Genomic DNA, 26,349 nt, shown 5'->3' with positions numbered 1-26,349 from the left:
CACCGCCGCGTCCAAGTGAAAGACCTACTTGCAGCCCTTGAATCTGGCCGCTGTTGGTTCGCTGGAGCACCCAGTGCCGAAAACGATGCAACATCATTCGCGTTGGGGACGCTCAAATCGCGCTCAGTGTCCTCTCTCGCGGGTCGGTCTTTGTTCGCTACGGCGTCGGCCAGCGGGTGACGCCAGCGGAATGCCGAAAACCGCTTCGGTGTCACGTACCTCCTGCAGTTCGGGGATCGCCAAGAATGCTGAAGTTTGTCCAACTTCGCTCACTTTGAATACTCGCCAATCTGCGTCGGACGATGAATCCGACGCAGGTTCGGAAACTGCGTATCGCCGCTGAGGAGAACGCCAGCCAGAAGCCATTTGCGCGCTCAGGACACGCGCTATTGAGTTGCAAATGGTGCTCATCGAAACACCATCGCCGCCATTCTGGGCGACACGTTCCCACCGAACAGTGAGGAAACCGCGTTGGCCACCAGCCATTCCTAACTTCCAGAAAATCCGGCTATAATCAAGCCCAAGCAAGGCAGGAACTGGTGGTCGCAGGATGCATGTCAAGACGTTGCTTCAGAGATTGGGATACGCGGATTCGCCGGCTTTCCTGCGAGCTGGTAGCGGTACGCTCGAACAACTGTCGATCACGGTCACCTCTTTCGCCAGGCCACCGGCAAGCTCTGCCATCTGAAGGGTGTTTACACACTCAGGCCCGAGGTCGGCGACGCCCGTGCCGAGGCCGTCGTCCCTGTCGTCTGTCGTCAATGTGTCTGCTGCGCCATGCCATCTTCGTATCAACAAGCCGAGAAAAACGCTGTCCGGGAGCGAATCCTGCCGGCCGCGATCGTCGCACTGACCAGTGACCGGCACAGGTCCGGTCTGATCCGGGAAGAGGAACTTATCCCGACCGTCGAGTTCTTCCTCGCCGCATTGAAGCGTGCCACACGCTCGGACGCTCACCGCGACAAGACGCTGTCCGAGCTGGCGTTGTGGCTGGACTACCACTCGTCCAGGATCGGGACCAAAAAGTCTCAGTCCCTGCGTGTTCTTTATCTTTCCGGACCAGAGCCACTGAATGACCTGAATGTCATGACTCAGGCGGGAGTCAATCCGCACAACGTCTGGGCAGTAACAGGGAAAGAGGACCACGCAACGGCGGTTGCGGCGTGCAGCGAAGCTGGTGTACCTCTCAAGATACATCGAGGGAGTCTGGCCGAGTTCTTCGACGTCTTTAACGAGACGTTCGACATTATCTACTTCGACGCCTGTGGGCCGATCGCCGGTAGTAAACCCAACACGCTGGACCCGATCATCAGCATTCTGGATCGGCAGCGACTGAATTCTCCTGGCGTGCTCATCACGAATTTCTGTGAGTCTCCAGACGATGGGGACGCCAGGGACCGTTACGTTGACCTGGTGACTGCGTTTTTCGCACCTCGGTATAACGATCTGCCTCGGATCGTTCATGAGGCTGGCTATCTCGACCCGCAGGAATTTCAACACGAGTACCGGCACCTTCACTCTTTTGCAGCGAAGAACCTCGAACCGCTGTACTCGCACTTCATCACAAGATTCATCACCGATCTTGGAATGAACCTGGTGCCGAACTGCCGGGCACTGTCGATGGGAGCACTGTTTCGCAGCTATCTCATGGGGGAGAAGGAATTCAAAGAGGTTCGCGGTCGCGCAGATGACCCAACGATGGACCTAAGTCGCGGAAAACTGCCCGGCGAACTGCTGTTGTCACCGTCGTCTTATCCAATCCCCTCTTTCGTGAGGATTCTGGAAGAACTGCGGAAAGACGACCCCGTTCTGAACCGACTGAAGAAACCGCTCACCCATCAGCAACGCAGCCTCCGAGACTTGGTCAAGGCGTCCGCCTTGCTGGACCACGTGATCGAGGGGCACTGGGACATACTGAGCGATGCGATGAAACTCGCAGTCGCGACTTCATGGTTCGATCGCGGCGCCGGGATCACCTGCGATTCGCCGCTGCCGAACCTCATCGTGAATTCGCTTCTCGGTATCTACGGGAAACCCTGGTTTGCGAATACAAGGTCCTGCGACCGCGTCACGTACATTGCAAAGAAACGCCGGATGTACTGCGACCTGTTTGTTCTAGACCAGTGCCGTTCCTATTTCGACTGGTTTCCCACTGTTCACGCCTGCCCTGCCCGATTCGAGTCCGTCCCCTTCCAGATCGTCGCTCGTTGCATCCTTGATCGAATCGAGCGACATGATTTCAGATCCGAGGCTCATCCGTTCCGAGGCGCTGCAGTTATTGGACATCACGAGCACGAAGTTGCGCAGTGGTACAACTTCAAGGACCGTGATTCTATTTTGTAGACCAGAATATCGATTGAATCATGGGCGCTGCTTTGGCTTCCGTGCTCGCAACCAGAGTGGGAAACCAAGGTGTCTCGCGCGTATCGGTCCGACACCCGAGGCGATTCGCGGCAACGGATTGGCAATTCGGTTGTATCGCCCGCTGCGGCATCTACTGGACTTCAGCGTGACCGCAATTCAGCCCAGTGAATTGTATAGTCCGATTGATGGTGTCGGGGTCACTTTTGGTCGTCTGAGAAAGCTGCGTTTCTGACCGAGGACGAACCGTCCTGAGTCAGTAAATATGTGCTGTGGAGACCGCGACCGACGCCTCGAACCGCAATGGCTAAATAGCATCGGCGTGAAACACCGACGCGGATTTGCGACCTTTCCGAATTGCAGGTTGGCTCCGGCTTCATCGACCGGAGCAGCGAATAGGCCACTGTCATCCGCTGATGGTGGGCAAGCTCGGCCCGGTTCGTGATTTAAACCGCTCCGCTGAATCGAGTGGCTGTCTTTCAGATCGATGTGTCGGGAAACGGGCTCGCCATTCGCCTACAAATTCAGCCGGCTTCCTAACTTTGGGCGTGATGGAAAGAAGGTGACCGGACAGGAGATCACTTGAAACCCGGACCTCGGCACTTCACCGACGGCATCAGTCGCCTAGGCTGCAGTTCGTCGGTTGCCAATCGCAGGATGATCCTCTACCCATTCCAATACCTCGCGAGCAGGCACTTCCACATCAGGAAGACCATCAAACACCCGACGAAACTCAGCAGCACGCACTGCAACCACGTCCTCTCCTTCGTCCATCACGAAACCTCGCTCCAAAAACACGCGGAAACACTGAAGTCACTTCAGTAACTTTCGCCCGGCAAATCACGAGGTTTCTTCAATTTCGCCTTTCGTTTTTTTGTAATTTCTGCTCCCTTCGCCTCAGCAGAATCACAAAACACACCACCCCGCTTTTTTTTCGAAAATGAGAGGACGCGAGGTAACCTAGGTACCTACAAACCGCTGACGCGATTTGCGGTTAAGAAATCCGTGACGAATGGGGCCCCCTTTGGCTCCTGCAATTCAACTCGGTGTAGGACGAGGCCATGCATCGCAATCTAGGTCGATGCGTTTCCTGCCAAGGATTGCCAGCGGCAAAGCATTCAAAATGCAACGTACTCACTTTCGTCCGCATTCATTCGCTCCGCGGATTGTTGACCGGCCTCAACACCCCTGCCCCGTCCGCATCCCTCGTTTCGGCGGACAGCACAAGGACAGCATCCGGCGCGACCCGCACGCCGATTTCATTGTGTTTCGGGATGGTTAATCGCAGGATTTGAGCGGCAGACCAATCGCGCCTTGCACGCCAGTTGAATCAATGAGGAGTTGAGCGATCCGGTGGCGCCACCGTCCCAGGGGGCGCTTCCTTCATGCGGTTCGGTCGGTTAGACGTGGTGCGACCCTCGCCGCCTCGATCGCTTTGGCGAGCGGCACTTTCGCATAAATCTCCGTTGTCCGCGGCGAAGTGTGTCCGAGCAGGATCTGGGCACTCTCGATTCCGGCCAGTTCCCGAACGACGGTGCCGGCCAAATGTCGCAGTTGGTACGGAAACCAGTGCGAGACGCCCGCTTTCTCCGCGGCGCGTTCGATCGCCCTGCGGTAGCTGTCTTTGCTGTACTGTGCTCCAGGCTGTCGCTTGGGGTTTGCCTTGCGTTTGCCGCCGGCCACGTTGCCGCAACTCCGTGGCGTCGTTCGGTTGGCGGAGCGTTGCTCGCGGAACCACTGGGCGGACTCCGCCGGCGAAAAGCATGGTGTTTCGGCGTCGCGGAGCAGAAACGGCGAGACGGCTTCACGGGCTTCGCCGAGAAGCGGGATCACCTTTTCGATTCCATGGTGGGCAGTCTTGTGGACTGGGACTCGATAGAGCCAAACGTCGCCCGATCGATCGACATCGCAGGGACGCATCCGAAACAACTCCGACGGGCGCATGCCGGTTGCGGTCTGGAGGATGACCATCGCACGCAGTGTCGGAGATAGGAACTTCACCGTTGCGATCACATCGTCCACGCTCACCGGCTTGCGTTTTTTGCCCTCCGGCGCCGTCGTCTGGCCATGGCGGAGCGGCTCCAGGGAATCGAGGGCGACGATCACTTCTGGGGGAACGACTTCGCGCGAGACCCCGTACTTCATGATCCGGATGATGTTTCGGGTCTGGCTGTTGACGTAGGGCCGGCAGTTTCCGCTGGCGACAAACAGGTCCCTCAGTGCGCTCAGTTTCCGCGGGCCGAACTTCTTTGCCGGCAGGTCGCCGTACTCGTCCTCCAGCAGCGTGCAGAGGTTCTGAAATCGATTGGTCGCGGTTTTGTTGTTCGCGTACTTCGTCTTGATGTGTTCGCGAAACTCGCCGGTCACGCAGCGAACCGTGATCGGCGTCTCGGCCTGCCGTTGGGGCTGGCCGGGTGCTTGTTGGCCGTTGCTGTTGTATTCGGCCAGCAGCGAGAAGTAGCGGGCTCGTGACTCAGGGGAGTCATATTCGCCAAGGTAGAAGTCTTTGGCCGCGAGCGTGACGACGGCTTGGCCGGAGACGTGATACCGGTAGGCCGGCATTTTGGAGCGTGGACGTGCCATGGAAGCGAAACCCTTACAAAAGGTTTCACGGTATGGGACTACCGTGAAACGATTTGCGAGACGGGTCGCACGGCACGATGCCGGTTACGCTAAGTAGCGTATCAACCGAAGTTTAGGAAAAGTCGGGATGACAAGATTCGAACTTGCGACCTCTGCACCCCCAGTGCAGCGCTCTAACCAGGCTGAGCCACATCCCGCTAAGGTGCGATAGCGTAGCGAAGACTGTTTTTGTTTTCTAGTCCGGAAAGAACTGCTGCGGGGGCACTTTTTCTTGTGTGGTCGACCCCATAGGCATCAAGTGAAGCCCTCGGTTCGTCCTTGAGGTGAAGTCACCCTCCCCTCCCCTCCCCTCGCTCGACCCTCCCGCACACGGGAGGGTGACTTCGTCGCTGGAGGTGTGTGGGGTGGGCGGTGCGTGGCTGCCGGACCACGGTTTCGCTTTGGCCGAGTTTGGGGCACACTCTTGGCCGACCCCCGCACTTTCCACGGAGTACCCCAGCACCATGTCTTTTGCGACTCGATTGGCCGACGCGGTTCGGCGGACACGCAGCGTCACCTGCGTCGGACTGGATCCCCGCAAAGCCTCACTGCCCGCCCCGCTTCGCGATGCCGTTGTCAACGACCGGCCGGAAGAATGGGCGGCGGCGTATACCCAGTTTTGCTGCGAAATCATCGATGTGGTCGGCGATCACGTGCCCTGCGTGAAGCCGCAAGCGGCGTTTTTTGAACAGCTCGGTCCGGCCGGTATGATCTCCCTGGGGGAAGTGGTCGCCTACGCCCGGTCGAAAAACCTGCTGGTCATTTTGGACGGCAAACGCAACGACATCGGCAGCACCGCGACCGCCTACGCCGACGCCTACCTGGGGGCCGAGAGCCCTTGGGGTAGCGATTCGTTGACGGTCAGCCCCTATCTGGGGCGTGATAGCATTGAGCCGTTTGTCGATGTGTGTGATCAGCGGGACGCCGGGATTTTCGTGCTCGTGAAAACGTCCAATCCCGGCGGCGGGCTGCTGCAGAACCGCAAAACGGATGGTCAGACCGTGTTTGAATGCGTGGCCGAGTTGTTGACGGAGTTGAATGCGAGCCGTCAAAACGCGGAGGGATATGGGCCATTGGGGGCCGTGGTCGGGGCGACGTATCCGCAGGAATTGGCGGAAATGCGGGCGGCACTGCCCCACAGCTGGATCCTGATCCCGGGCTTCGGCGCCCAGGGCGGAGCAGCCGACGATGTGAAGGTCGGGTTTCACGAGGGGGGGATGGGGGCGGTTGTCAACAGTTCGCGACACATCATTTTCGCTCATGCCCGGCCCGAATATGCCGATAAGTTCGGGGATGCGCGCTGGCATGACGCTGTCGCGGCGGCGACGGAGCAGATGAACGCCCAATTGGATCTGGTGAAGTAGTCCAATCCAGGTGAATTTGGCGTTTTCGCGGTTCGAACCCTCTTCCGAACCCGAGCGTCAGTTGCTACCTTTCGCGGTTCTTCGTCGACTGACAGCGTGAGCAACAGTGGCGTGAAAACAAAATGACCCCCAGCAAATGATGGAATCATGGGCAACAAGATGAAGACCCATAAGGGTATCAAAAAACGCTTTCGCTTGTCCGCGACGGGCAAGGCGATGCACCGCCAAAGTGGTACCAGCCACTTGGCAAACGGCCTGACCAAGAAACGTCGACGAAACCTTCGCGGGACCACCGCGGTGGACACCTGCATGGAAAAATCCATCCAGGCTTCGCTCAACGGCTACAGCAACTAACGTTCGAATTTTAACCATTTGGATAGGCGAAACATCGACGCAACTTTTTGACGTCGGGGCCTGATTCAAAACAATCTGAAAGGAATGCACCCATGCGTGCGACCAAAGGTGCCGCCCGTCGGCAATCGAAAAAACGTCTCTTTAAACGCGCCAAGGGCTACGTCGGCGGACGCGGAACGTTGACCCGCTCGGTCAAAGAAACACTGCTCCGCAGCGGCGCGTACGCTTTCCGCGATCGCCGCGTGCGAAAACGCGATTTCCGTCGACTCTGGATCACCCGTCTCAACGCCGCGACCCGTATGCACGGGCTGCGTTACAGCGAGTTCATCCATGGGCTGAAGAAAGCCGGGATTGAATTGGATCGCAAGACGCTGTCGGAAATGGCCATTCACGACGAAGCCGGTTTCAAGGCCGTCGTCGACAAGGTCAAAGAAGCGTTGGCAGCGTAGGCTCTCCCCCGATTCGAATTTACGGTTACGTTTGTCGAGCGGAAAAGGGGGCAGGTACGAAGGGCACGGGCACGCGTGTTGGTGTGCAGGCTTTAGCCGCCCCATGTCGCTGCGTCGCGGCGACCGGGAATCGCCTCAAGGCTAGACACCAACGGTTGCTGAGGGTGCTTCGCATTTTTGGTGTCTGACCCCTTTTCCGCGGCACCCAAGCTATGTCTCTGCAAAACTTTCTCTCCGCCCTCGATTCTCTGCAATCCGAGGCGATCGCGACCCTTGATGCTGCTTCCGATGCGGAGGCGTTCGAGGCTGCGCGGGTCAAGTACGTGGGCCAAAAGAAAGGCGCACTAAAAGACATTCAGAAGCAAATGGGCAGCGTCGCGGCCGACGACCGCAAGTCGGCCGGGATGCGGCTGAACCAAGTCAAGCAGGCGATCGAGAAAGCGGTCGCCGAAGCCCAGTCACGGATTTCCGGCGGCGGAGAGAGCGGGGCCGACCCGACGTTTGATCCGACGTTACCCGGGGTGCGGCCGGCGATCGGGCACGTCCACCCGATCACGCAAACGATCACCCACCTGACTGAGATCATGGGGCGGATGGGCTTTGAAGCCGCCGAAGGTCCGGAGGTCGAAGACCCACACCACAACTTCGTCGCGCTCAACATCCCCGAAGACCACCCGGCACGTGACCCGCTGGATAATTTTTATCTGGCGACTGCGGCCATGGGGTCGGAGAAACAGAACGTCGAAGGCACACGGTTGCTGCGGAGCCAAACCAGCACGGTGCAGATTCGCGTGATGGCCAATCGCAAGCCGCCGATTCGCGTGATCTCGCTGGGCCGTGTCTATCGTCCCGATGATCCCGACGCGACTCACTTTCCGATGTTCCATCAGATGGAAGGGTTGCTCGTCGACACGCACGTGACGATGGCTAACTTGAAAACCGTGTTGCGTGTCTTCGCGACCAACTACCTTGGCGGCGACGTCGAGATTCGATTTCGGCCGTCGTTCTTTCCGTTCACCGAACCCAGCGTCGAAGTCGACTTTTTGTGGGACGGCAACTGGATCGAATTCGGTGGCGCCGGGATGGTCGATCCCAACGTCTTTCGGGCCGTCGGGTACGATCCCGAAGCGGTCTCGGGATTCGCCTTCGGCCTGGGCGTCGAACGATTGTGCATGCGTCGTCACGGGATCAAGGACATCCGTGATCTGTACAGCGGCGACATGCGATTTCTGTCACAGTTTTAATTCTGTTCCGAGTTCCAGGCTCCAGGTTTCACGTTGCGATTCCTGAGTGACTTGGAACGTGAAACCTGGAACCCCCAACCAGACCATGCTTGTTTCCTGGAAATGGCTCTCCCACTACGTCGATCTACCGGCCGATCGTGAGCAGCTGGAGACTCGGCTCAGTCTGAGCGGATTGAATCACGAGGGGACTGAAACGCCTGCCGAGAACCCGGCGCTGTCGCCCGATGACGTTTGCATCGACTTGGAAGTCACCAGCAACCGTGGCGATTGTTTGGGTCACCTCGGCGTCGCACGTGAGGTATCGGTGTTGTACGACACCGAATTGCGTGTTCCCGCGCCAGCCCTGGAGACGTCCAAGACGGACGTCCGGTCGCTGTTGAGTGTCGAGAATGAATTCACCGAGGCCTGTCCACGTTACACCGCGCGTGTGATCCAGGGGGTCAAGGTCGGCCCCAGTCCGGATTGGATGCAGGCCGCGCTGGCCAGCGTCGGGATCGGTACGGTCAACAACGTCGTCGACGCGACCAATTACGTGCTGATGGAATGTGGCCAGCCGCTGCATGCGTTTGACTATGCCGACATCGCGGACAAGAAAATCGTCGTGCGGCCCGCGCGGGCGAAAGAATCCATCACGGCGATCGATCACCGACAATACGAACTCGATCCTTCGATGTGCGTGATCGCCGATGCGAAAGCGGCGTCCGCGGTCGCCGGGGTGATGGGGGGCGCGGATTCGGAAGTGACCGAGTCGACAACGGATGTGGTGATCGAGGCGGCGATCTTTTCACCGCTGTCGGTCCGACGGACGGCGCGACAGCTGAAACTGCACAGCCCTTCGTCATTCCGTTTCGAACGTCGCGTCGATCCGGTCGGCGTGGAATGGGCCAGCCGGCGCGTTTGCCAGTTGATCATCGAATCCGCCGGCGGCACCGTCGCCGAGGGCATCATCGACACCGCACCGGAAATCGAAAAGCGGCCGCCGATCGTGTTGCGTCTGGCGCAACTGGAACGCATCCTCGGCATCACCATTGATTCCGGCGAAGTCGAGCGAATTCTGACGGCACTCGGTTGTCAGAGCGATGCAAAACTCTCGACCGGATCCGGATCGTTCGTCGCACCTTCCTGGCGTCATGACTTGACCCGCGAAGCCGACTTGATCGAAGAGGTCGCTCGGATTCACGGTTATGACAAGATTCCTGAGGACAGCCCGATCCCGGTCGCTCCGAGCAGTAAACGGACGTTCGATTCGGCGACGGAAAAGATTCGCGGCGTGTTGACCGCTGCGGGGCTAAGCGAAGCGATGACGCCCAGCGTGGTGACGTCGAAGTTGGACAAGGCACTTTCGCCGTGGACCGAGCGACCGGCTTTGAGCACCCAAACGGCGATGCTGAAAGGCGCCAAACGGCTCCGCCGCACGCTGTTGCCGAGTCTGATCGAAGCGCGTGCCAACAACTGGGCGTCGGCATCGATCGAGGCGGACCTGTTCGAAATCGCACACCTGTACCTGCCCGGAGAAACCGAAGAGGACTTGCCTGAGGAACTGTACGCGGTCGCGCTGGTGTGCGGCGGCGATTTCTTTTCCGTCAAAGGCGTCATCGAGTCGTTGTGTGAACGACTGGGAGCGCGACAAGCCCTGTCGGTCCAGCCGGTCGATTCACCCGGTTTTGTCGCCGGCCAGTTGGTCCGCCTGTCGCTCGGCGAATCGCCCCTGGGGTATTTGGGTGTGGTTGCGCCCAAGACGTTGAAGCAATGGAAATTGTCCGGCCCCGTGATCGTCGCCGAACTGTCGATCGCCGCGCTGCTCGCGGACGCCGAATTGGTCCCACAGCAACAGATCGTCAGCATGTTCCCTTCGGTCGAACGCGATCTGAACTTTGTGATGTCCGAATCGGTGCGTTGGAACGAACTGGAGAACGTGGTCCGGTCGGCCGTCGGCCGGCAACTCAAATCGGTCACCTACCGCGAGACCTATCGCGATCCGGAAAAGGACGGCAAGGACCGCAAGCGGGTGTTGTTGTCGGTGCAGTTGCAGAGTGACGAAACGACGTTGAGCGGCGACGATGCCGACGCGTTGGTTCAAAGTGTCATCGGCGCTTGCAAGAAGAAGCTCGACGCAGAGTTGTTGGGTTGAGATGCCCATAGAAGTCTTTGCGTATTGCACGCACCGCGATCCGCCGGAGCCGGAGTTTCCCCACGAGCCGGTCTTCGTCCGCAACGAATCGACACCGGGGTTCGTCGAACACCTGATGAAACTGGTCCAAGACCTGTTTGAATTCGGTGAAGGACAAATGAGCCAGACCTTGTATGCCGTCTGTCGGCACTTGCAACGAACCAACATGTTGGTGGCATTCAAGGTAGACGGGGAACACGTCGAAGCGATCGCGCCGTGGGCTTGGCAATCCAACGCGATTTTGTTTCTGCCCGATCGCACGATCCGTGACCCCAACGGCGCGGTGTTGCACGATCCGTCGGCGGAACAGCCCGACCCGAACGCCCAGCTACCGTTTCTGCCCGATGCACGGCAGCGAAAAGCCCAATCGGAAATCGAGCTGAGAAACCGATTGATCGACACGCCCGAGGCGTTGCCGCCGGTGATCAGCGAGTGGGAAGTCACGCTGCGTTCGGCCGACGAAGTCGTTTGGCGGATGTTGGCGTTGTTCGTCGTCGCGGTCCGGGCGGAATCCGTTTCCAGTGGAAAACCGATTCCCGTCGCAGCCTTGCGGGAAAAGTCACCGTTGGCGTTCCAGGCGTTGTCGCCATGGGAAACCGCGTTTCTAGAAAACGCCTCGCCGACCGAATCCGACGTCTCCGCGGCCGGTTGGCGGTACGAAGCGTTGGCCACGCTGCAGTGGGCACTGGGAATGCATGGGACGCTTCCCTTTCCCGATGCGATTTGTGATGTCCCCGAAGTCGCCCGTCAAATGATCGCGATGCCGGCCCGCCAAATGATCGAATCGGCGACGCTGCGACCGACTGGCGAGATTCTGGACGCCTTGGACCTGAACTTTCGCTTGTTGTGGGCAGCCCGAGACGCGGCGACGCGACAAACCGAACCGCCTGCCGGGGTCGAGGGTGGTGTGATCGCAGAGCGACAGCATGCCCTCAATTGGCTGACGTTTTTCGAGAACGCGGAATGGGATGAGGTCGATATTCCGAGTTAGTGGGCAAGTCAGGAGATTTGGTTTTTTGCGGGGGGACGCGGAAAGCTCGGGCTCTCCTTTGATTGGGCACCTTGCCATACAATAGGCGATTGATTTTGGTGCACACCGGCGGCACGGCGATTTCAGCAACCCCTTTTGATGTCCATGAGCGAATTAAAACGCGAACTTTACCCGCCGGAGGAATTCGACGAGTTGGCAGGGATCGATGCGGAAGGGGATCCCGAATCGGGCAAGCCGCTCTCTCGGAAAGACTTTCGACGTCAAAAACGAAAACGTCGCCGCAAGGTGATGCTGGCCGTCTTACCGACCATGCTGACTCTGGGCAATGGTGTTTGTGGTTTGGGTGCGATCGCCGTCGCCATCAGCGGCGTGGAGTTGGATTGGCCGCTGGAACAGAAACTGTTTACATCGGGAATGTTGATTTTCGGCGGGATGCTATTCGACGCACTCGACGGATCGGCGGCGCGGATGACCGGTCAGGAGACTGAGTTCGGTGCTCAACTGGACAGTTTGTGCGACGCGGTCACGTTCGGGACCGCTCCGGCGGTGATCATCTGGCGGATCACCGATGCGTTGCCTCAGCGGTTTCTGTGGGCGGCCGGCGTGCTATTCACCTTGTGCGTCTTGATTCGTCTGGCCCGTTTCAACGTGGAGACAGGCGAAGACGATTCGCATGAGACCTTTGAAGGGCTGCCCAGCCCGGCGGCTGCGGGAACGTTGGCCGCGTTCGCGATCGCCATGCCGGACTTAAAAGATCTGGCGAGCAACAAGATTTACCACGAATACATCCAGACCGCTGCCAACGCCGCCCTGGTCGCTTCGCACTACTTCATCCCGGCGCTTGCCGGCGTGTTGGCGTACCTGATGGTGTCTCGATTTCAGTATCCCCACCTGGTTGCCCAGTGGGTCAAGGGCCGTCGAACGACGCACCAGATTGGACAAGCGATGTTTGCCGTCGGTGGCGTCTTTCTGTTGCACTGGTTGGCGCTGCCGATCGCATTTTGTTATTTCGCGTTCGCCGCACCGCTACGTTCGTTGATGCGTTCCTGGCGGGGCCAGAACAGCGTGAAGGAGTAGCCCCGCGTTGTGGAAAAGGGGGCAGGTACCAAAAATGCGAAGCACCTTTTTTCGCTCAAGAAAGTGGCGTAAGCTTCCAGCTTGCGTTTCACGAGTGAAACGAGACGGCAAGCTGGAAGCTCACCCCACTTTTAATCGTTGACAAAGCATTAGAATGATGCGGGCAAGGGTGGCAGTGTTCCCGCCGCCGGATCGGGCTCGGCGGTGACGGTCCATTTGTCAGGCCCGACGGCTTGGTAGCTGATTCGGTAGAGCACCGTCTGGAATCCATCGTGGTGCGAGTATTGAAACGAGGCGCTGGCGTCGGTCGGGTTTCCTGTTTCGATCCGTTGGCAAGCGATCGCGAGCGCGGTCGTCGGCCCGCGCGACCGGGCTTCGCTGCGTCGTCTGGCTTGTTCAATTCTCAGCGACGCGGCGAGTTGTCGCGCATGTACCGCCGCCATGCCGGTCGTTGTCAGAATCAGCAGCATCACCACCAACATGGCGTATCCGCGTCTTCGGCTGGGAGGGCGTCGATGGGTCATGGTCTAGATGTTCGGTGTATTGAAGACATAGGTTTCGGTGATCGTGCCGAGTTGGAATGCGAGTGTGATTCGCAGTTCGTTGCCGATTACTTCGAAATTGACCGAGTCGACCAGCTGAGCGACCACGTTGGTCCGTCCATTTTCCAAATCCGATCGAATCAGTTGTCCGTCGGTTTCGAAGTAGATGATGACGCGATCGGGTGAAATCCAATCGGCGGATCCGTCCAGGTCCGCATCGAAACAGAGCCGCAGTTCTTCGGCGGTGGGGACCATGCTGTCGACCAGACGCCAGCGGTTTCGGTCACCGGTTGGGCTGTCCGGATCATTGCCGCCGAAATCACGTCGGAACGCTTCGATCGCCAGTCTCGCTTCGCCCGCGATCCTGGTTCTGGCGATGTTGTCGGCCATGTTGCGTGTCATGTCCATTGTCACCCCGGCCGCCATCATGGCGATCATCGCGGCCATCGCGGACCCGATCGTGACTTCCAACAAGCTCATGCCCTTGCGGCGTTGCTGGATGCGTGGTGGGACTTTGCCTGCCATCAATCCAACTCCACCGTGACCGTGGCGCCGCCGGCGACCGTCGTCGTGACGGGGGTGACAATCTCGACCGAACGACGACATCGCAGCATCACGGCATCGGCGACCAACCAATCGCCTGAACGCGGCGAGTCGTAAAGCAGCACATGGACGGTGCTATCGCTGAACGTGTAGGCTCCCAAGCTTTCCCACCATTTGCCGGCGTGATCGAGGTCATGGTCGATCGCGCGTTGGTCGACGTACACGGTCGCCGTCCAGCCGGCATTGTAGATGTAGTGCGGCACGGCGGATCCGAACTGCCCGGCGTAGGAATCCTTCTTGTCCGGTACCGAGGTGAACAGTTCGTAGTCGCCGGGGGGAACGCTATAAAAGGAGAACAGCGCGTACGACCCGACGGAGGTCGGTGTTTGGATCTCATGGACGGTTGACTGATAATCGCCCGGGTGTCCTCCGTATTCTTCCCAGTCGTCTCCTCCGGCAGCCGCATAGGTGGAGAACCCGCTGCTGTCCTCGTTGTCGCGGATCTCCAGAAAGCCTTCATTGAGCGGGTAGTTGGGAACGGGAGCCGCGACGGCATCGGTTGCGATGTCGGCGTAGACGCCAAACTTCTTCATCCAGGCCGCTTCTGATGGACTGCCGCCGGTGACGGGATTGATCGAGGCGATTTCGTCAGCGGGAAGCATTTGTCCCAGCCGTGCGGTCTGGCGTGATTGGATCACCGACAGGCTGTACAGGCCGCTGATGCCGATCGACAGCAGCACCATCGCCACTTGGACTTCCAAGTAGGTTGATCCGCGTCGGTTGGCTCGGGTGCGTCCGAATTGACTCATCGCTGCGTGCCTCAGAACCCGGGTGAGATGGTCGGGCTGTCGCCGAGGATGGGATTGAACCTGCCCTGGACGTCCCCGGTGATCTGACCGGTTTCGTCGATCTGAAAATCACCGCTCCAGGCTCCGTTGAAGACGGGATTCCCGGCACCGTTGAAACTTCGCCGTCGGGCTTGGGCGGTGAATCCGGCGGCATCGGCGGCGGTGATCGAAAACTCATAGCGCGGCGATGCATTGAGCAATTCGTTGTCGACCAGTTCGTCGTCAATCAATTCCTGCAGCGTGGTGGCGTAGGTGCGGTTTTCTAACCAATAGAATCGCTGTGCCGAAGCGATCGAGCGGAGACTCGCCCCGGCCAGGTCGGCGTGCGACTGTTCCATCGTTTGGACGACGCTGGGTGCGGCGAAGGTCAGCAAGACGGCCAGGATCGTCATCGTGACGATGACTTCGATCAGCGAGAAAGCCTGGCGTCGGTAGTTCCGATCGCGAATCATTTGACGTTCCCCGCCATTTCGAACATCGGGATGTAGATCGCCAGCATCACAACACTGATCACGGCCCCCATGACCATGATGATCGCCGGTTCGGCCAGCTTGGTGACCCGTGACATGAACGCTTGTGTTTTTTCGCGATAGTACGGCGCGATCTCTTCCATCACCCGGCCCAGCTGTGCCGATTCTTCACCGACCCGCACCGCGTTGACCATCATGGACGTGAACAGCCCCGATTCTTCCAGGCCGTCGGCGAGGCTTCGACCGGCCGCCATTCGGTTCTTGGCGTACTCGATGGCTTCGCGGTACGGCGGTTGGGCGGCAAACACGTCGGCGACGGTTTGCATGGTTTCCAACATCGGGACGCCGCTTTTGAGCAGCAGTGCCAGATTGGACGCGAACCGATACATCGACGACTGGATGACCAGGTCGCCGACGACGGGGATCGCGACCATGACACTGATCGATCGACGGCGGCCGGCCTCGGTGTTGAGCCAACGTTTGAAAAAGTACCCGCCGACACAGAAGCCTGCGACGATGTACAAGCCATACGCGGCGACTTGATCGCTGATGTCCAAAACAAAGACCGTGATGCCGGGCAATTCCGCACCCATCTCTTTGAACATGTCCCCGAAGGTCGGGACGACGAACCAGAGCATGGCGAACACGACCAGGACGGCGACAAAGATCAACACGCAGGGATAGATCATCGAACCGATGAATTTGCTGCGCGTGTCGGCGGCTTCGCGGATTTGGCGATTCAAATCCACCAGGACCTCATCGAGTTTCCCCGTCGCTTCACCGGTCGCGATCATCGCGACCCAGTGCATGGGGAACATGTCGGTGGTCGCTTCGATCGCCGTGTGCAGCGGCATTCCCGACGCGACCCGTTCGGCGACCTCTTCCATCACCGCCTGCAGCGTCTTGCTTTGGTTCTGTTCGGCGGACACGTGCAAGGCGCGCAGCAGCGGGGTCCCGGAGGCGAGCAGCGATCCGAGTTGCTGGAAGAACGTCATCTTGTCGTCCAGACTGGCGCGTCCATGCTGCTTTGCAGAGACTCGTGCGCGAGACAAGAACCAGGCGTCGAGGGACATGGCAAGTCCTGGGGTTAGTGATCGTTACACAGGCTGACGGCTTCTTCCAAACTGGTCAGGCCCTCGGCGACTTTGACCGCGGCACTTTGCGAAAGCAGTTTCATGCCGTCTTCCACCGCGGCGCGTTTCATGGCGCCGACCGACTCGCCGGCTTGGATCATGTCTTTGAGTTGTTGGTTGACGCGAATCACCTCGAAAACGGCCAGCCGACCCTTGTATCCGATGTTGCGACAGCGATCGCATCCGCCGGCGCGGAACACCGGGATTTCTCGCGGGATCGCATAACGCTCGCTTGATTCATGATCGAGTTGGTAGGGCACCTTGCATTCGTCGCAGAGCCGCCGCACCAACCGTTGGGCGACCAGCAAGCGGAGCGTGCTGGCCAGCAGGAACGGTTCGATGCCCATGTCTTGCAAACGCGTGATACTGCTGAGCGCGTCGTTGGTGTGCAGCGTGGAGAACACGAAGTGTCCGGTCAGCGCGGCACGCATGCAGATCTCCGCCGTCTCGTCGTCGCGGACCTCGCCGACCATGATCACGTCGGGGTCTTGTCGCAGGAAAGCCCGCAAGGCGCTGGCGAACGTCAGCCCGACTTTGGCTCGTGTTTGGACCTGGTTGATGCCGCCGAACTTAAATTCGACCGGGTCCTCGACCGTGCAGAGGTTGGTTTTTTCGTCGTTGAGTGCGTTCAGGCAGGAGTACAGTGTGGTACTTTTCCCGCTACCGGTCGGCCCGGTGACGAGCATCAAACCGTGTGGGCTTCGGATCGATTCGGTCAAATCTTTGAATTGCCGCGAGTCCATGCCCAGCATCGACAGGTCATGCGGGAGCGCGTTTTTGTCCAACACACGCATCACGATCTTTTCGCCGAACACCGTCGGGCAGGTGTTGACCCGCATGTCCACGCGGTGCTCGCCGGTTCGCAGGGCGATCGCCCCGTCCTGTGGAAGTCGTCGTTCAGCGATGTCCATCTTGCTGAGCACTTTCAGCCGGCTGATGACCGAATTGAGTAGCGGCATCGGTGGCGGTTGAACCTCGGACAAGACGCCATCGACGCGTAGCCTGACGCGACAATCGTCTTCGTAGGGTTCGATGTGAATATCGCTCGCGCCCGTGGTCAGGGCCTGTTCGAAGATGCTGTTGACGTAGCGAATGATGCGTCCGTCTCGTCCCGGCGGTGGCGATTGATCCAGGTGAATCACCTCGGTCGCTTCGGCGGCCTCCTCCTGGTCCAGGTCTTCAGCGTCATCGACTTCCTGGAAACTGGTCGATGTGGAAACGGGGATTGATGTGTTCCACCCGCCCTCTTCGTAGAGCATCGTCAGCAACCGTTCGATCACCGAAAGCGGTGCAAACATCGGACGCATTTGACGTCCGGTCAGCAGTTTGATTTCGTCAGCGAGCAACAACGAATCGGGTGAGAAAACGGCGACTTCCAACACGCCGCCGTCATCGCTCAACGGCGCGATCAAGTGGTCGCGGCAGAGCCGGTTGGGCAAGACGGAAGCGACCGATGTGTCGATCGGCGGTGGCGCGTCGGCCGGTGGGTCAAACAGCGGCACCAGGTAGTGATCGGCGTACGATTGTGCGATCTGGGATTCCGTCGCGACACCGCAACGAATGATCGATTCTTCGATCGTGACGTCATCCTTGCCGACCGATTGCCAGAGTGCCTCGAGTTTTTCCGGATCGAGATTGTCGATCGAATCAAGCAGCCGAATGATCAGCGGGTTGTTCTGTGCTGTCAGGGCGGAGGTAGCGTTGGTCATGGTTTGATGTCACGTGCGGTAGGCGTCTTCCGCCTCGATCGGGAGCGAGGCGTCATTCGATGCGGTGTTAAAGTCTGGCTTGGAAACGATTCTCGCGCGGATCGGGCTGATTCTCAGGGCGATCCGGAGCGGTCGCTGTGGGGCGGGGTGCGTCTTCTTCGTCTTCGTCTTCGTCTTCGTTCGCGTCCTGCGAGCCGGCACCTGTTTTGCCTGTTGCGGGCGTCGCGGGTTTGACAGACGGGTCGGCGGATCGTTTGGGACGCTCTTCTCGTTTGATTTGGATGGTCACGGGCCCAGAGACGACGGTGACGTGGTTGGCTGCGATTTCGCGGATCGTCGCGGAGACATCGACGAGCCCGAGGACGGGGACCTGGTCACCCGATTTGCAAACGCTGCCGTTGACGATCGCCCAGCGGTGATGATCCGTCCGGGCAATGCCTCCGAGCCGCAATCCGTTCCGCAGGTCTTCGTCGGTGGGGCCGGTGGGTTCGTCGGGAGTCGCATCCGATGGATCACCCTCGGACGCGTCGGCTGAGGGTGGCTGGACCAGCACGGCCGCGAAGGGATCTTTGCTGATCATCGCGGGCAGCGTCGGGGTTTCCAGGTCGGCGACTTTCCAGCGAACGGATTTGGCCCGCACGACATCCTCGCCGAGGTCCAAGGGAGTCTCGGGCGGCCAGCCGAGATACAGGGCGATGGTCAGGACGGCGCACGGAGGTGCGTACTTTTGAAGGTTGACGTTCATTCCTTCTCCTTCAGCATGCGAACGGACAACTGCATCGTGGGTTGTGATGCACTGCGTTCGGCCGGATTGATCTGAAGCGTCTCGACGCGAATCAATTCGGGTTGTGATTCCAGCAGGAACAGCGCTTCATTGAGTTGGTAGAACTCGCCCGCCAAGTCCAGGGTGACGCGGACGTTGTAGATCGGCCCCAAGCGTTGCGGGGCTTCGGCATTGATCTGCAACAGGTCGGCGCCGGAATCCCGGAACAGGTCGATGAAAAAACCGGTCACCGCATCGTTGCCTTCGCCTTGCAGGATCCGCGGCCGAACCTGCTGGAGCGCGTCTTGCAGCAGCATGACCTCTTCGGCCGTCTTGACCGTTTCGCGCAACTGTTGCAGTTCCCGGCGTGTCTTTTTCGTTCTGCCGTGCAAGGGCTCACTGATCGCGAAGAACATGATGGCGACCATGACCAACGCGACGGCAACGCGCATGCGAAACGGGTCGCGCAGTTGTTCGGCGACCTGCTGCAGTTCTTGCTTCCAGTCTTTTTTCGCTTCAGGATGTTTCATGGTACTGGCTTGGAGGACGCACTACCCCTTGGCCTTGCTGCTGGTGGTCAGGATGATGGAGAACTGGGCACCGGCGATTCCGGTTTCGGCCGAGAGGGTGCGCCGCAGGTCGCTCAGTTCGACGCGTTGGAAGTGTTCGGCGACGGTATCCAGTTGGCCGACGGTTTCGGTCAGTTTGCTCACCGAGGCGGGGAGTTGGCCGTCTTCGTCGAGCACGCACTCGGCGTGCAAAATCAACGTGGTGGGGGCAGTCTTGACGGCCCGTTTTCGTTTTTGGCTCATCGTCGCACTGCCGCGTATGCCGGTCAGCCTCGTGCCTTCGGGGAGAACCGAGGTGATCTGTCCCAGCATCGGACTCCAGCGAACGCGTTTGTCCATGAAGGTGCTGATGGCCCCCGCCCGGGCGTTCAAGCGATCACGTTCGGGACGCGGGTTGGAGCCATCGGTGACCATTGAAGGGGCGCTGGAAACGAGTGCCACATGGTTGGATTCGGTTTGTTTCATGCGGTCCAACAGCACCAGAGCCAGGGCGCAAGCGGCGACGAGATACAGGGCGATCTCTTTGTAAGGCACGACGCGGTGGAGTTTCAGCGGCTCGCGATACTCCCTCACGAAATCAAATTCGTCCTCTTCGTCGGCCAAGAACCCATCGGCGCAGGCGCGGGCGATGTGGTCCGGTTTCATCGAGGGGGCGTCGAGCCAGCGAAAGTCGTCGGGCAGATTGTCGCTCAACCACTGGCGATCGATCAGCGACTGCAACTCGCGTCGGCCGTAGATGCTGACCGCGTCCGGGGAGGTATCCAGGCCGCACGCGGCGTAGGCGGCTTCGACCGAGCGGACAATCGAAACGATGCCCGTTGCTTCGTCACCTTGTGGCAAGGGCATGCTCTGCCAATGGATCGCCCGTGTGCCCTTGGTCATCACGGCCAACAAGCTGGTGTCGCCCAAGAACACGCGTGTGACCAATCGGTCGCGTCTTTCTTTGCGTTCATTTTCGACCGCGGCGCTGATCAGCGCGTTGGCGGCCGGCTCGAGTCGCTGCAGCGAGTGTTTGGTGTTGCCGATGGTTTCACGAATCGATTCGATGCGATCCAGTGGCGCGGCCACGATGGAAACCAATTGTCGGCGATGGGCTTGCCAGTTGAGGACATCGATCGCGAGTTGATCGAGTTTCGCGGTTGAACTTCGCAGCGATTCGCGAAGCAACGTGCGTGGGCTGGCATTGCCGCCGCCGGAGTTGATCGGACGGGTCGCAAAGTAGCACTCGCTGGTCGGGATGGCCGCGGCAATGGGGACGGGGTCGCCCTGAATGCCCAAGGCGTCAAACAGTTCAGCCAACGAGTGACCGAGGTCGTCGCTTTGGACGGCGACCGAAGCGTATTCATAACGCACCGCACCAAACATGGTTGTCGATGCGTGACATCCATGTAAGTGTTGTCGACCGAACAGAATCCCGACAACGTGGCTGCGGGATCGATCGCTTGCGGTGTTCATGATGGAAGCGTCCCCTCCGGTGATGCGTCAGCGGGGCTCACCGGATGGTGAAGAACCCGCTGTCGCATCTGGATGCGATACGCCAGTTCAAGCTGGCACAAAAAAAAAGGGCGGTCCGTGAATGGTTACGGACCGCCCCAGCTGATTGGATCGGTGGTGGCATCATTCCGTCGAGGTGACGGTTCATGCCACGCTTTCCCCCCAGAAAGCGGTCAGGTCGTCAGCCTAGGTGCTTTGTGGATTGATTTCCGGGTCGATGGTGCTGTTCATCGCATCGTAACCGTCTTCGGTGAACGTCACGGTGTAGGCGCCATAACCGGAACTTGAGCCGGATCGCGTCAGCGTCAAGGTCCAGGAATCTTCCAGGCTTCCCGAGCCGCCGGCGGCGGCGACACCAACGCTAAAGTACTTCGGCGGAGCTTGCTCCATGTCCAATTGAGTCAAATCCGATGCGTAGGTCCCTTGGCGGGCCTGATAGCGTTCTTGTGCAGCGCGGACGCTGGCGAGGTACTTGAATGATTCCGAAGCCTTGCTTCGTTCAACACTTTGCAGCAATCGCGGGACGCCGAACGCGGCCAGGACGCCGATGATGATGACGACGACCGACAGCTCGACGAGCGAAAAACCCTTTCGGGCGCGACTGGGACGAAAGGCAATTGCGTGAGCCACGGTGGGCCTCCAACTTAAATCAGGTAGTTGTTTTTTAAACGTTTGATCGATCCTGGAGAGACTCCGACCGAATCGGTGGGTTTGTCGCCGTGCGGATCGCGACTAAAGAAACTGATAGGACACGCGCAACGGCACGCCGGCCGACCCGCAAGAAATTCAGTGGCGGCGGTCGTGCAAGGAAGGTTGCGGTGCCGCGTGTAGCGATCATTCGGATCAGGCGACGCAACCGGGCTGGATGTGCCGCTTTCGGCGGGGCAAAAGACAACTCCCACATCGCGACGCCGATTCTTGAGCGAACCGAGTGGACGTGGCAGTCCCTGCGACCGGTAGGATTGTCGGTCATCCCCCAATATTTCGGCAATCACAGACCATCGGTCGGCCCAGGCCCAATGCCAGCGACGTGGGCAATGGCAAGTGGGCGCGGAAAGGGCGCGCGCCGTCCGGTTTCAGCTTGAAACCGGGTTGATAGACCGTAGGGCTCGCGCCCTGTCGGTTTTGTGAGCCGTGACGCGTAAGCGGCCGGGCACAGTGACGCACGCCCGAGGCCTCACGGCCAGCGGCTCACCGTGAACTCAGCAGAACCCGACTAAAACCGACAGCCCGCTAGAGCCCTACCGCTCACAAACAATCGCTCGTTCGCAGTCGAGGTAGATTGCATGGGACGCAGGCCAGGGCGCCCCTCCTTGGGCAACACCGTGGCGAGCATGCGCTTTGCATCTGCGATTTAGAAGTGTTTCTGCATGAACGCGAACATGCGTTTGGGGCTGATCACGCCCTGAACACACTCGTCCATGTCCAACACGGGCACGTGCCGATGACCGGCGACCGCGATCGCGGCAGCCGCAGCGGCTGACGGATCGGACTGGTAAACGATCGTCGGATTGGTGGTCATGAAGTTTTCGACCGGTTGGGAACAAACCCGCAGGTAGTTCTCCACCACTTTTTCAAGCACGTCACGCTCGGTAAAGATCCCGACCAGATGTTCGCCTTCCACGACCAACAAACTGGCGGCGCCTGAATCATGGAGCATCTCGACGGCCTCCTGGACCGACGCACGGGGACTGATCTGCAGATACGGCTTGGCGTCGATTTCTGCGATCGGGTCTTCCGCGAGTGCCCGCTCCAATTCGCTGTCGTATTCGACCGGCTCGAAGTTTGAAAGGGGGTCACACGCTTCAGCCGGATCCATTCTAAAAAACGAACTCATCGGTCAAGCTCCTTCGCGCTGCAGCATCCACGGTGCACTACCGAGACGCTGAACGGCGATCTGTTTCGCGTAACAATCACAAACGTATTCCGCCAAGCCACGCTGACCGGTCAAACCGACCAGATAACCCTCGTCATCGGTCACGCACAAGAAGCGGTGTCCCTGGTCGACCACCGCTTGCCAGGCTGAGAGAATCGGGTCGTTTGCTCGGACGATGCCGACGTGGGGCTCGGCAAATGCCGAGATCGGCGTCGTGTCTAGGGAAACGCCCGCCACCAACATCCGGAGGATCGATTGTTCGTTGAAGATTCCCTGTGGGCGGCAACCCTGGTCGACGATCACGGCACAGCCCAACGAATGGGTCCGCATCAGTGCGATCGCCGCGCGGGCAACCGTGTGCTCATCAATGGCGATCGCGTCACGCAGCGGGAGTGTGCGGATCTGCTCACGCGATAGCTGTACTTTGAAGCTCATGGTCTTGGTCTCCAGAGAGAGAAGGACCATGTTAGGGATGCACTCGAGAGGCCAAAGTCGGGTGATTCAGCCGGCAGCGAGCGGTTTGCTGAAGATCGAGGCGATGGGGATTCGGTGTTCCGCTGCGGCAGGTGAGGGGCGTTGGATTTTCCGTAAAAATCGGTGTGACTGCATTTTCCAGAAAGGCAGGCTGCCCCGCTCGCTCGGGGCTGAGACTTTTCTGGGCAGCATCTGCATCGAGTTCGGGCAGTCGATGCAATTCTAAGCAGTGTCAATTTGACGAAATTGGGGTTTGCCAAACGGCTGATGATCGTTTGAGATCAGCTGGACGTGCGATCGTCGGCGAGAAAACGGTGGCACCAGGCGGCCAGGATTTGCGACACGAAGGTCAGGTCTTGGGGATGTTTGGCCAACAGGTGATCCGCATCCGGCAGCGCCATCAGGCTGACCGGGGTGATCGTGGATGCATCGGCCGCGCGGTCGGTTTGGATCAGCGACATCATCCGCAGCGCGTGATCGATCCCGACGGTTTGGTCGACCGGGGAGTGCATCAGCAGCACCGGGCAAGAGACTTGGGGCAGCAAATCGGTGACGTTGTGACGGCGAAAGTCCTCCAGCATTTGGCGGCGGATCGTCCATTCGATGCCGCCGATGGTGACCTCGCCTTGACCCTCGGTTTCGATCGCGGGGTTCATCCGCGACAGCAGCGTGGCGAGGTGTTGGGTGTCACTGGGCGCGGCGAGCGTTGCGACGAAGCGGAGGCCGGCCAACAGGCCGTCGTGATCGGTTTGAAAGGACTTTGCGGCGGTGACCAGCGAGGCGATGCCACCAAAGCTGTGGCCGACCAAGGCGGTGACCGGACCCAGTTCTTCGTTGGCGAATCGGATCGCTGCGGCAAGATCGCGAAGATTGGTGGTGAAATTGGTTTTCGAAAAGTCGCCTTCGCTGCCTCCCAGGCCCGTCATGTCGTAGCGCAGCACCGCGATTCCGTATCGGGCCAAGGCACGGCTGATCTTGACGGTCGCCTTGAAGTCCTTGTTGCAGGTGAAGCAATGCGAATAGACCACGACCGGACGCAGACGCGTGCGCCCGGCGTCCTTCCATGGATGCCAGACCTTGGGGCGATCGATGATGCCGGCCAAGTTGACGCGTTCGATTCCGCTGGGAAACCTGACGCGGTAGGAGGTCGATTCGTATTCGTTCACGAGCGCCGTTAGATGCCCGATCCGTTGGGGGCGGCGATGCGACCGGCTCGGAACGCTTCGGCCATGGCTTTGGGGACTTCGGCTTCGGCCAGAACCAGGTGGGCCTTGTTGCTGGCGACCATCGCGCTCATCTGTTGTTCTTGCGCGACCGCTTCGGCGCGACGGCTTTCCGCTTGGGCCTGGGCGACGCGCGTGTCGGCTTCGGCTTGGTCGCTTTGCAGTCGTGCGCCGATGTTCTCGCCGACGTCGATGTCGGCGATGTCGATCGAAACGATTTCAAAGGCGGTTTGGGCATCGAGGCCGCGATCGAGGACCACGCGGGTGATCATGTCCGGATTTTCGAGCACCTTGAAGTGTGTTTCGGCCGAGCCGATCGAGCTGATGATCGCTTCGCCGACTCGGGCGATGACGGTGTCTTCGGTGGCACCGCCGATCAGTTGTTCCAGGTTGGTGCGAACGGTCACACGGGCCCGGACGCGCAGTTCGATTCCGTTCTTGGTGATCGCACTGAGCGTGGTTTTGCCACTACGGCTGGGGTCGGGGCAATCGATGACTTTGGGGTAAACGCTTGTTTGGACCGCATCCAACACGTCGCGTCCGGCCAAGTCGATCGCGGCGGCCTGGTCGAAATCGAGAGGGATCTCTGCGCGTGCGGCCGCGATGATCGCGTGGATGATGTTCATCACGTTCCCGCCAGCCAGATAATGAGCCTCCAGCCGACGCGTGCTGATGCCGGCTTTGCGTCCGATGTCCAAACCGGCTTGCGCCGACATCACCTTGGCCTGGACGATCACGTTCGGATTGACCTTCGTGAAGTGCATTCGGATCAGGCTGGGGGCGCTGACGTCGGCGACCGACATGTAGGCCTGAACCCACAACTTGCCGTAACGCAGTGCAAAGAAGCCCATCACGGCGGCGAACACCAGGAAGACGAGCGTTCCGATGGCGATCAGTGCTGCATAAAAGGCCCCATTGGCTGCCAACAGCATCGCTGCCCAGGGCAGTGGGCTTGCAGCGGTGGCCACGGGAACGGAGGCAGCGGCGATCAAGGTAGACGGGACGAGCAACATGATGACGCAATTCCTTTGAAGCGTGATAAGTTCTCGGGGCGAACGGTTCCGGACGATGAGCGGCAGCATCCGGAATCAGAACGTCATCATTGTGACGGTTCATCACTGCGTATCTTAAAGCCTGGCGGAGTCGGCTCGCAAGGTTGTGCGGCAACACAATTGAGGACTGCCAAGCGTTTACGTGTCACGGCAACGCCACTGCGTCATGGCACCATCGATCCCCAATGTCGTGATTCTCCCGAAAAAAACGTGAATCTGATGAAGAATTTGAATTCTCAACATGTTTTCAACTGTCCACCCGCGCAGAATGTGCGTACTGTTTAAACTGAGGTGTTTTCGGGAGAGAGGCGATGCAAGGGATGCAAGCCGGCTGAGCTTGGCCGGCGAGAACCTTTCCGATTCAGAGGGTCGGAGGTCGTTTCTAGCATTGGTCGAAGGGGAAACGGATCGGGCATTCATCAGGCGAAGCGAGGAACAAGTCATGCATGCAAGTTGGAAAGCGGGGGATTGGGCGGTCTATCGTAAGAGCAAGAGCGGCGTGAATCCGGGGCGTCGCGCCGCACAAGTTGTCGCGTCTCCCAAAGGAGAAACCTACGGCTATGTCGTTGACAAGTTCTGGGTCGTCGATGAAGTGCTTTCCGACGGGCAACTGCGGTTGGTCACGGCCAAGGGCAAGGTTCATACGATCGAAGCCGACGACCCCAATCTGCGCCGCCCGAGCTTGCTGCAGCGATTCTTCTGGCGTGAGCGTTTCTCGATGGTGGAAGCCAGCCGCCAGCATGTCGGTGACCAGGCGCCCCGCAACGCGGTCGGAGCGTAGCCGAACCCGATCGAATTGAAGGTACCTGACCCGAATGGCACGGACATCGGTGAAAATGGATTCAGCAACCGTTGGTGTTTAGCCTTTTGGCGATTCCCGGTCGCTGCGACGTAGCGACAAGAGGCGGCTAGAGCCCAATACCGCTAAGTTAACATGAATGAGGGGGCCCGGACGCTGGCGCGAACCGGCTGATGTCAAACGAATATCAGCCGTTTGGCGCGAGCCTACGGGCCCTCATCT

At 59.5% G+C, this 26,349-nt stretch carries 25 protein-coding genes and 1 tRNA gene; 9 read left to right on the top strand and 17 right to left on the bottom strand.

Going from position 1 to position 26,349, the window contains the following annotated elements:
• Window positions 1-777 precede the first annotated feature (777 nt).
• Complete coding sequence (locus tag NZK35_RS05440; RefSeq protein ID WP_259631578.1) at window positions 778-2,343, top strand: hypothetical protein; 1,566 nt, start codon at window positions 778-780, stop codon at window positions 2,341-2,343.
• A 642-nt stretch (window positions 2,344-2,985) separates the two neighbouring features.
• Here the strand turns inward: NZK35_RS05440 and NZK35_RS05435 are convergent.
• The 3 genes from NZK35_RS05435 to NZK35_RS05425 all read right to left on the bottom strand — a co-directional run bounded on the left by NZK35_RS05435 (window position 2,986) and on the right by NZK35_RS05425 (window position 5,141).
• The gene (locus NZK35_RS05435; protein WP_259631577.1) at window positions 2,986-3,135 is read right to left on the bottom strand and encodes a hypothetical protein; all 150 of its coding nucleotides are present in this window, start codon (window positions 3,133-3,135) and stop codon (window positions 2,986-2,988) included.
• A gap of 609 nt (window positions 3,136-3,744) precedes the next feature.
• Window positions 3,745-4,944 (bottom strand): tyrosine-type recombinase/integrase, encoded by a 1,200-nt coding sequence (locus tag NZK35_RS05430; RefSeq protein WP_259631576.1) that lies wholly within the window; start codon window positions 4,942-4,944, stop codon window positions 3,745-3,747.
• 122 nt (window positions 4,945-5,066) lie between these two features.
• Window positions 5,067-5,141, bottom strand: a tRNA-Pro gene (locus NZK35_RS05425).
• A 306-nt stretch (window positions 5,142-5,447) separates the two neighbouring features.
• Here NZK35_RS05425 and pyrF point away from each other — a divergent pair.
• From pyrF to NZK35_RS05390, 7 genes are all read left to right on the top strand, one after another.
• Window positions 5,448-6,347 carry an orotidine-5'-phosphate decarboxylase gene (pyrF, locus tag NZK35_RS05420; protein ID WP_259631575.1) on the top strand — a complete coding sequence of 300 codons (900 nt, stop codon included), beginning with the start codon at window positions 5,448-5,450 and terminating at the stop codon, window positions 6,345-6,347.
• Window positions 6,348-6,494: 147 nt separating this feature from the next.
• A complete protein-coding gene (gene rpmI / locus NZK35_RS05415) occupies window positions 6,495-6,701 on the top strand; it encodes a 50S ribosomal protein L35 (RefSeq protein ID WP_095742399.1) in 207 nt (68 codons plus the stop codon).
• 92 nt (window positions 6,702-6,793) lie between these two features.
• A complete protein-coding gene (rplT, locus tag NZK35_RS05410) occupies window positions 6,794-7,150 on the top strand; it encodes a 50S ribosomal protein L20 (RefSeq protein WP_259631574.1) in 357 nt (118 codons plus the stop codon).
• Between the two features lie 212 nt (window positions 7,151-7,362).
• Entirely contained in the window at window positions 7,363-8,394 is a 1,032-nt protein-coding gene (gene pheS / locus NZK35_RS05405) for a phenylalanine--tRNA ligase subunit alpha (RefSeq protein ID WP_259631573.1), read from the top strand.
• Window positions 8,395-8,479: 85 nt separating this feature from the next.
• Window positions 8,480-10,525, top strand: coding sequence for a phenylalanine--tRNA ligase subunit beta (gene pheT / locus NZK35_RS05400; RefSeq protein WP_259631572.1), 2,046 nt, complete (start codon window positions 8,480-8,482; stop codon window positions 10,523-10,525).
• A gap of 1 nt (window position 10,526) precedes the next feature.
• Window positions 10,527-11,555 (top strand): DUF4272 domain-containing protein, encoded by a 1,029-nt coding sequence (locus NZK35_RS05395; protein ID WP_259631571.1) that lies wholly within the window; start codon window positions 10,527-10,529, stop codon window positions 11,553-11,555.
• Window positions 11,556-11,699: 144 nt separating this feature from the next.
• The gene (locus NZK35_RS05390; protein ID WP_259631570.1) at window positions 11,700-12,632 is read left to right on the top strand and encodes a CDP-alcohol phosphatidyltransferase family protein; all 933 of its coding nucleotides are present in this window, start codon (window positions 11,700-11,702) and stop codon (window positions 12,630-12,632) included.
• 149 nt (window positions 12,633-12,781) lie between these two features.
• Here NZK35_RS05390 and NZK35_RS05385 read toward each other — a convergent pair whose 3' ends face one another.
• The 14 genes from NZK35_RS05385 to floA all read right to left on the bottom strand — a co-directional run bounded on the left by NZK35_RS05385 (window position 12,782) and on the right by floA (window position 25,208).
• On the bottom strand, window positions 12,782-13,156 hold the full coding sequence (locus NZK35_RS05385) for a hypothetical protein (protein ID WP_259631569.1): 375 nt from the start codon (window positions 13,154-13,156) through the stop codon (window positions 12,782-12,784).
• Window positions 13,157-13,159: 3 nt separating this feature from the next.
• A complete protein-coding gene (locus tag NZK35_RS05380) occupies window positions 13,160-13,699 on the bottom strand; it encodes a hypothetical protein (RefSeq protein ID WP_259631568.1) in 540 nt (179 codons plus the stop codon).
• Entirely contained in the window at window positions 13,699-14,526 is an 828-nt protein-coding gene (locus tag NZK35_RS05375) for a carbohydrate-binding protein (RefSeq protein ID WP_259631567.1), read from the bottom strand. The genes NZK35_RS05380 and NZK35_RS05375 overlap by 1 nt, the downstream gene beginning before the upstream one ends.
• A gap of 11 nt (window positions 14,527-14,537) precedes the next feature.
• Window positions 14,538-15,017, bottom strand: a complete 480-nt coding sequence (locus NZK35_RS05370) for a type IV pilin protein (protein WP_259631566.1) — start codon at window positions 15,015-15,017, stop codon at window positions 14,538-14,540.
• Window positions 15,014-16,108, bottom strand: a complete 1,095-nt coding sequence (locus NZK35_RS05365) for a type II secretion system F family protein (protein ID WP_145209908.1) — start codon at window positions 16,106-16,108, stop codon at window positions 15,014-15,016. Before NZK35_RS05365 ends, NZK35_RS05370 begins: the two co-directional genes overlap by 4 nt.
• Window positions 16,109-16,122: 14 nt before the next feature.
• Window positions 16,123-17,877, bottom strand: a complete 1,755-nt coding sequence (locus NZK35_RS05360) for a GspE/PulE family protein (protein WP_259631565.1) — start codon at window positions 17,875-17,877, stop codon at window positions 16,123-16,125.
• 67 nt (window positions 17,878-17,944) lie between these two features.
• On the bottom strand, window positions 17,945-18,622 hold the full coding sequence (locus tag NZK35_RS05355; RefSeq protein WP_259631564.1) for a hypothetical protein: 678 nt from the start codon (window positions 18,620-18,622) through the stop codon (window positions 17,945-17,947).
• Window positions 18,619-19,170: a type II secretion system protein M gene (locus NZK35_RS05350; RefSeq protein ID WP_259631563.1), complete on the bottom strand. Its 552-nt coding sequence runs from the start codon at window positions 19,168-19,170 to the stop codon at window positions 18,619-18,621. The genes NZK35_RS05355 and NZK35_RS05350 overlap by 4 nt, the downstream gene beginning before the upstream one ends.
• Before the next feature lie 21 nt (window positions 19,171-19,191).
• The gene (locus tag NZK35_RS05345; protein WP_259631562.1) at window positions 19,192-20,664 is read right to left on the bottom strand and encodes a hypothetical protein; all 1,473 of its coding nucleotides are present in this window, start codon (window positions 20,662-20,664) and stop codon (window positions 19,192-19,194) included.
• 225 nt (window positions 20,665-20,889) lie between these two features.
• Window positions 20,890-21,333: a type IV pilin protein gene (locus NZK35_RS05340; protein WP_259631561.1), complete on the bottom strand. Its 444-nt coding sequence runs from the start codon at window positions 21,331-21,333 to the stop codon at window positions 20,890-20,892.
• Window positions 21,334-22,057: 724 nt separating this feature from the next.
• Window positions 22,058-22,540 (bottom strand): CBS domain-containing protein, encoded by a 483-nt coding sequence (locus tag NZK35_RS05335; protein ID WP_259631560.1) that lies wholly within the window; start codon window positions 22,538-22,540, stop codon window positions 22,058-22,060.
• 3 nt (window positions 22,541-22,543) lie between these two features.
• Window positions 22,544-23,014 (bottom strand): CBS domain-containing protein, encoded by a 471-nt coding sequence (locus NZK35_RS05330; protein ID WP_259631559.1) that lies wholly within the window; start codon window positions 23,012-23,014, stop codon window positions 22,544-22,546.
• 320 nt (window positions 23,015-23,334) lie between these two features.
• Entirely contained in the window at window positions 23,335-24,219 is an 885-nt protein-coding gene (locus NZK35_RS05325) for an alpha/beta hydrolase family protein (protein WP_259631558.1), read from the bottom strand.
• 8 nt (window positions 24,220-24,227) lie between these two features.
• On the bottom strand, window positions 24,228-25,208 hold the full coding sequence (floA, locus tag NZK35_RS05320; RefSeq protein ID WP_095742429.1) for a flotillin-like protein FloA: 981 nt from the start codon (window positions 25,206-25,208) through the stop codon (window positions 24,228-24,230).
• 562 nt (window positions 25,209-25,770) lie between these two features.
• On the opposite strand from floA, the gene NZK35_RS05315 reads away from it, so the two are divergent.
• Window positions 25,771-26,109 (top strand): hypothetical protein, encoded by a 339-nt coding sequence (locus tag NZK35_RS05315; RefSeq protein ID WP_259631557.1) that lies wholly within the window; start codon window positions 25,771-25,773, stop codon window positions 26,107-26,109.
• Window positions 26,110-26,349 lie beyond the last annotated feature (240 nt).

This window comes from Stieleria sedimenti (assembly GCF_025060895.1).
Taxonomy (GTDB): Bacteria; Planctomycetota; Planctomycetia; order Pirellulales; family Pirellulaceae; genus Stieleria; species Stieleria sedimenti.
Note: the sequence above shows the minus strand (reverse complement) of the source record. Positions and strands in the feature narration are given on the sequence as shown.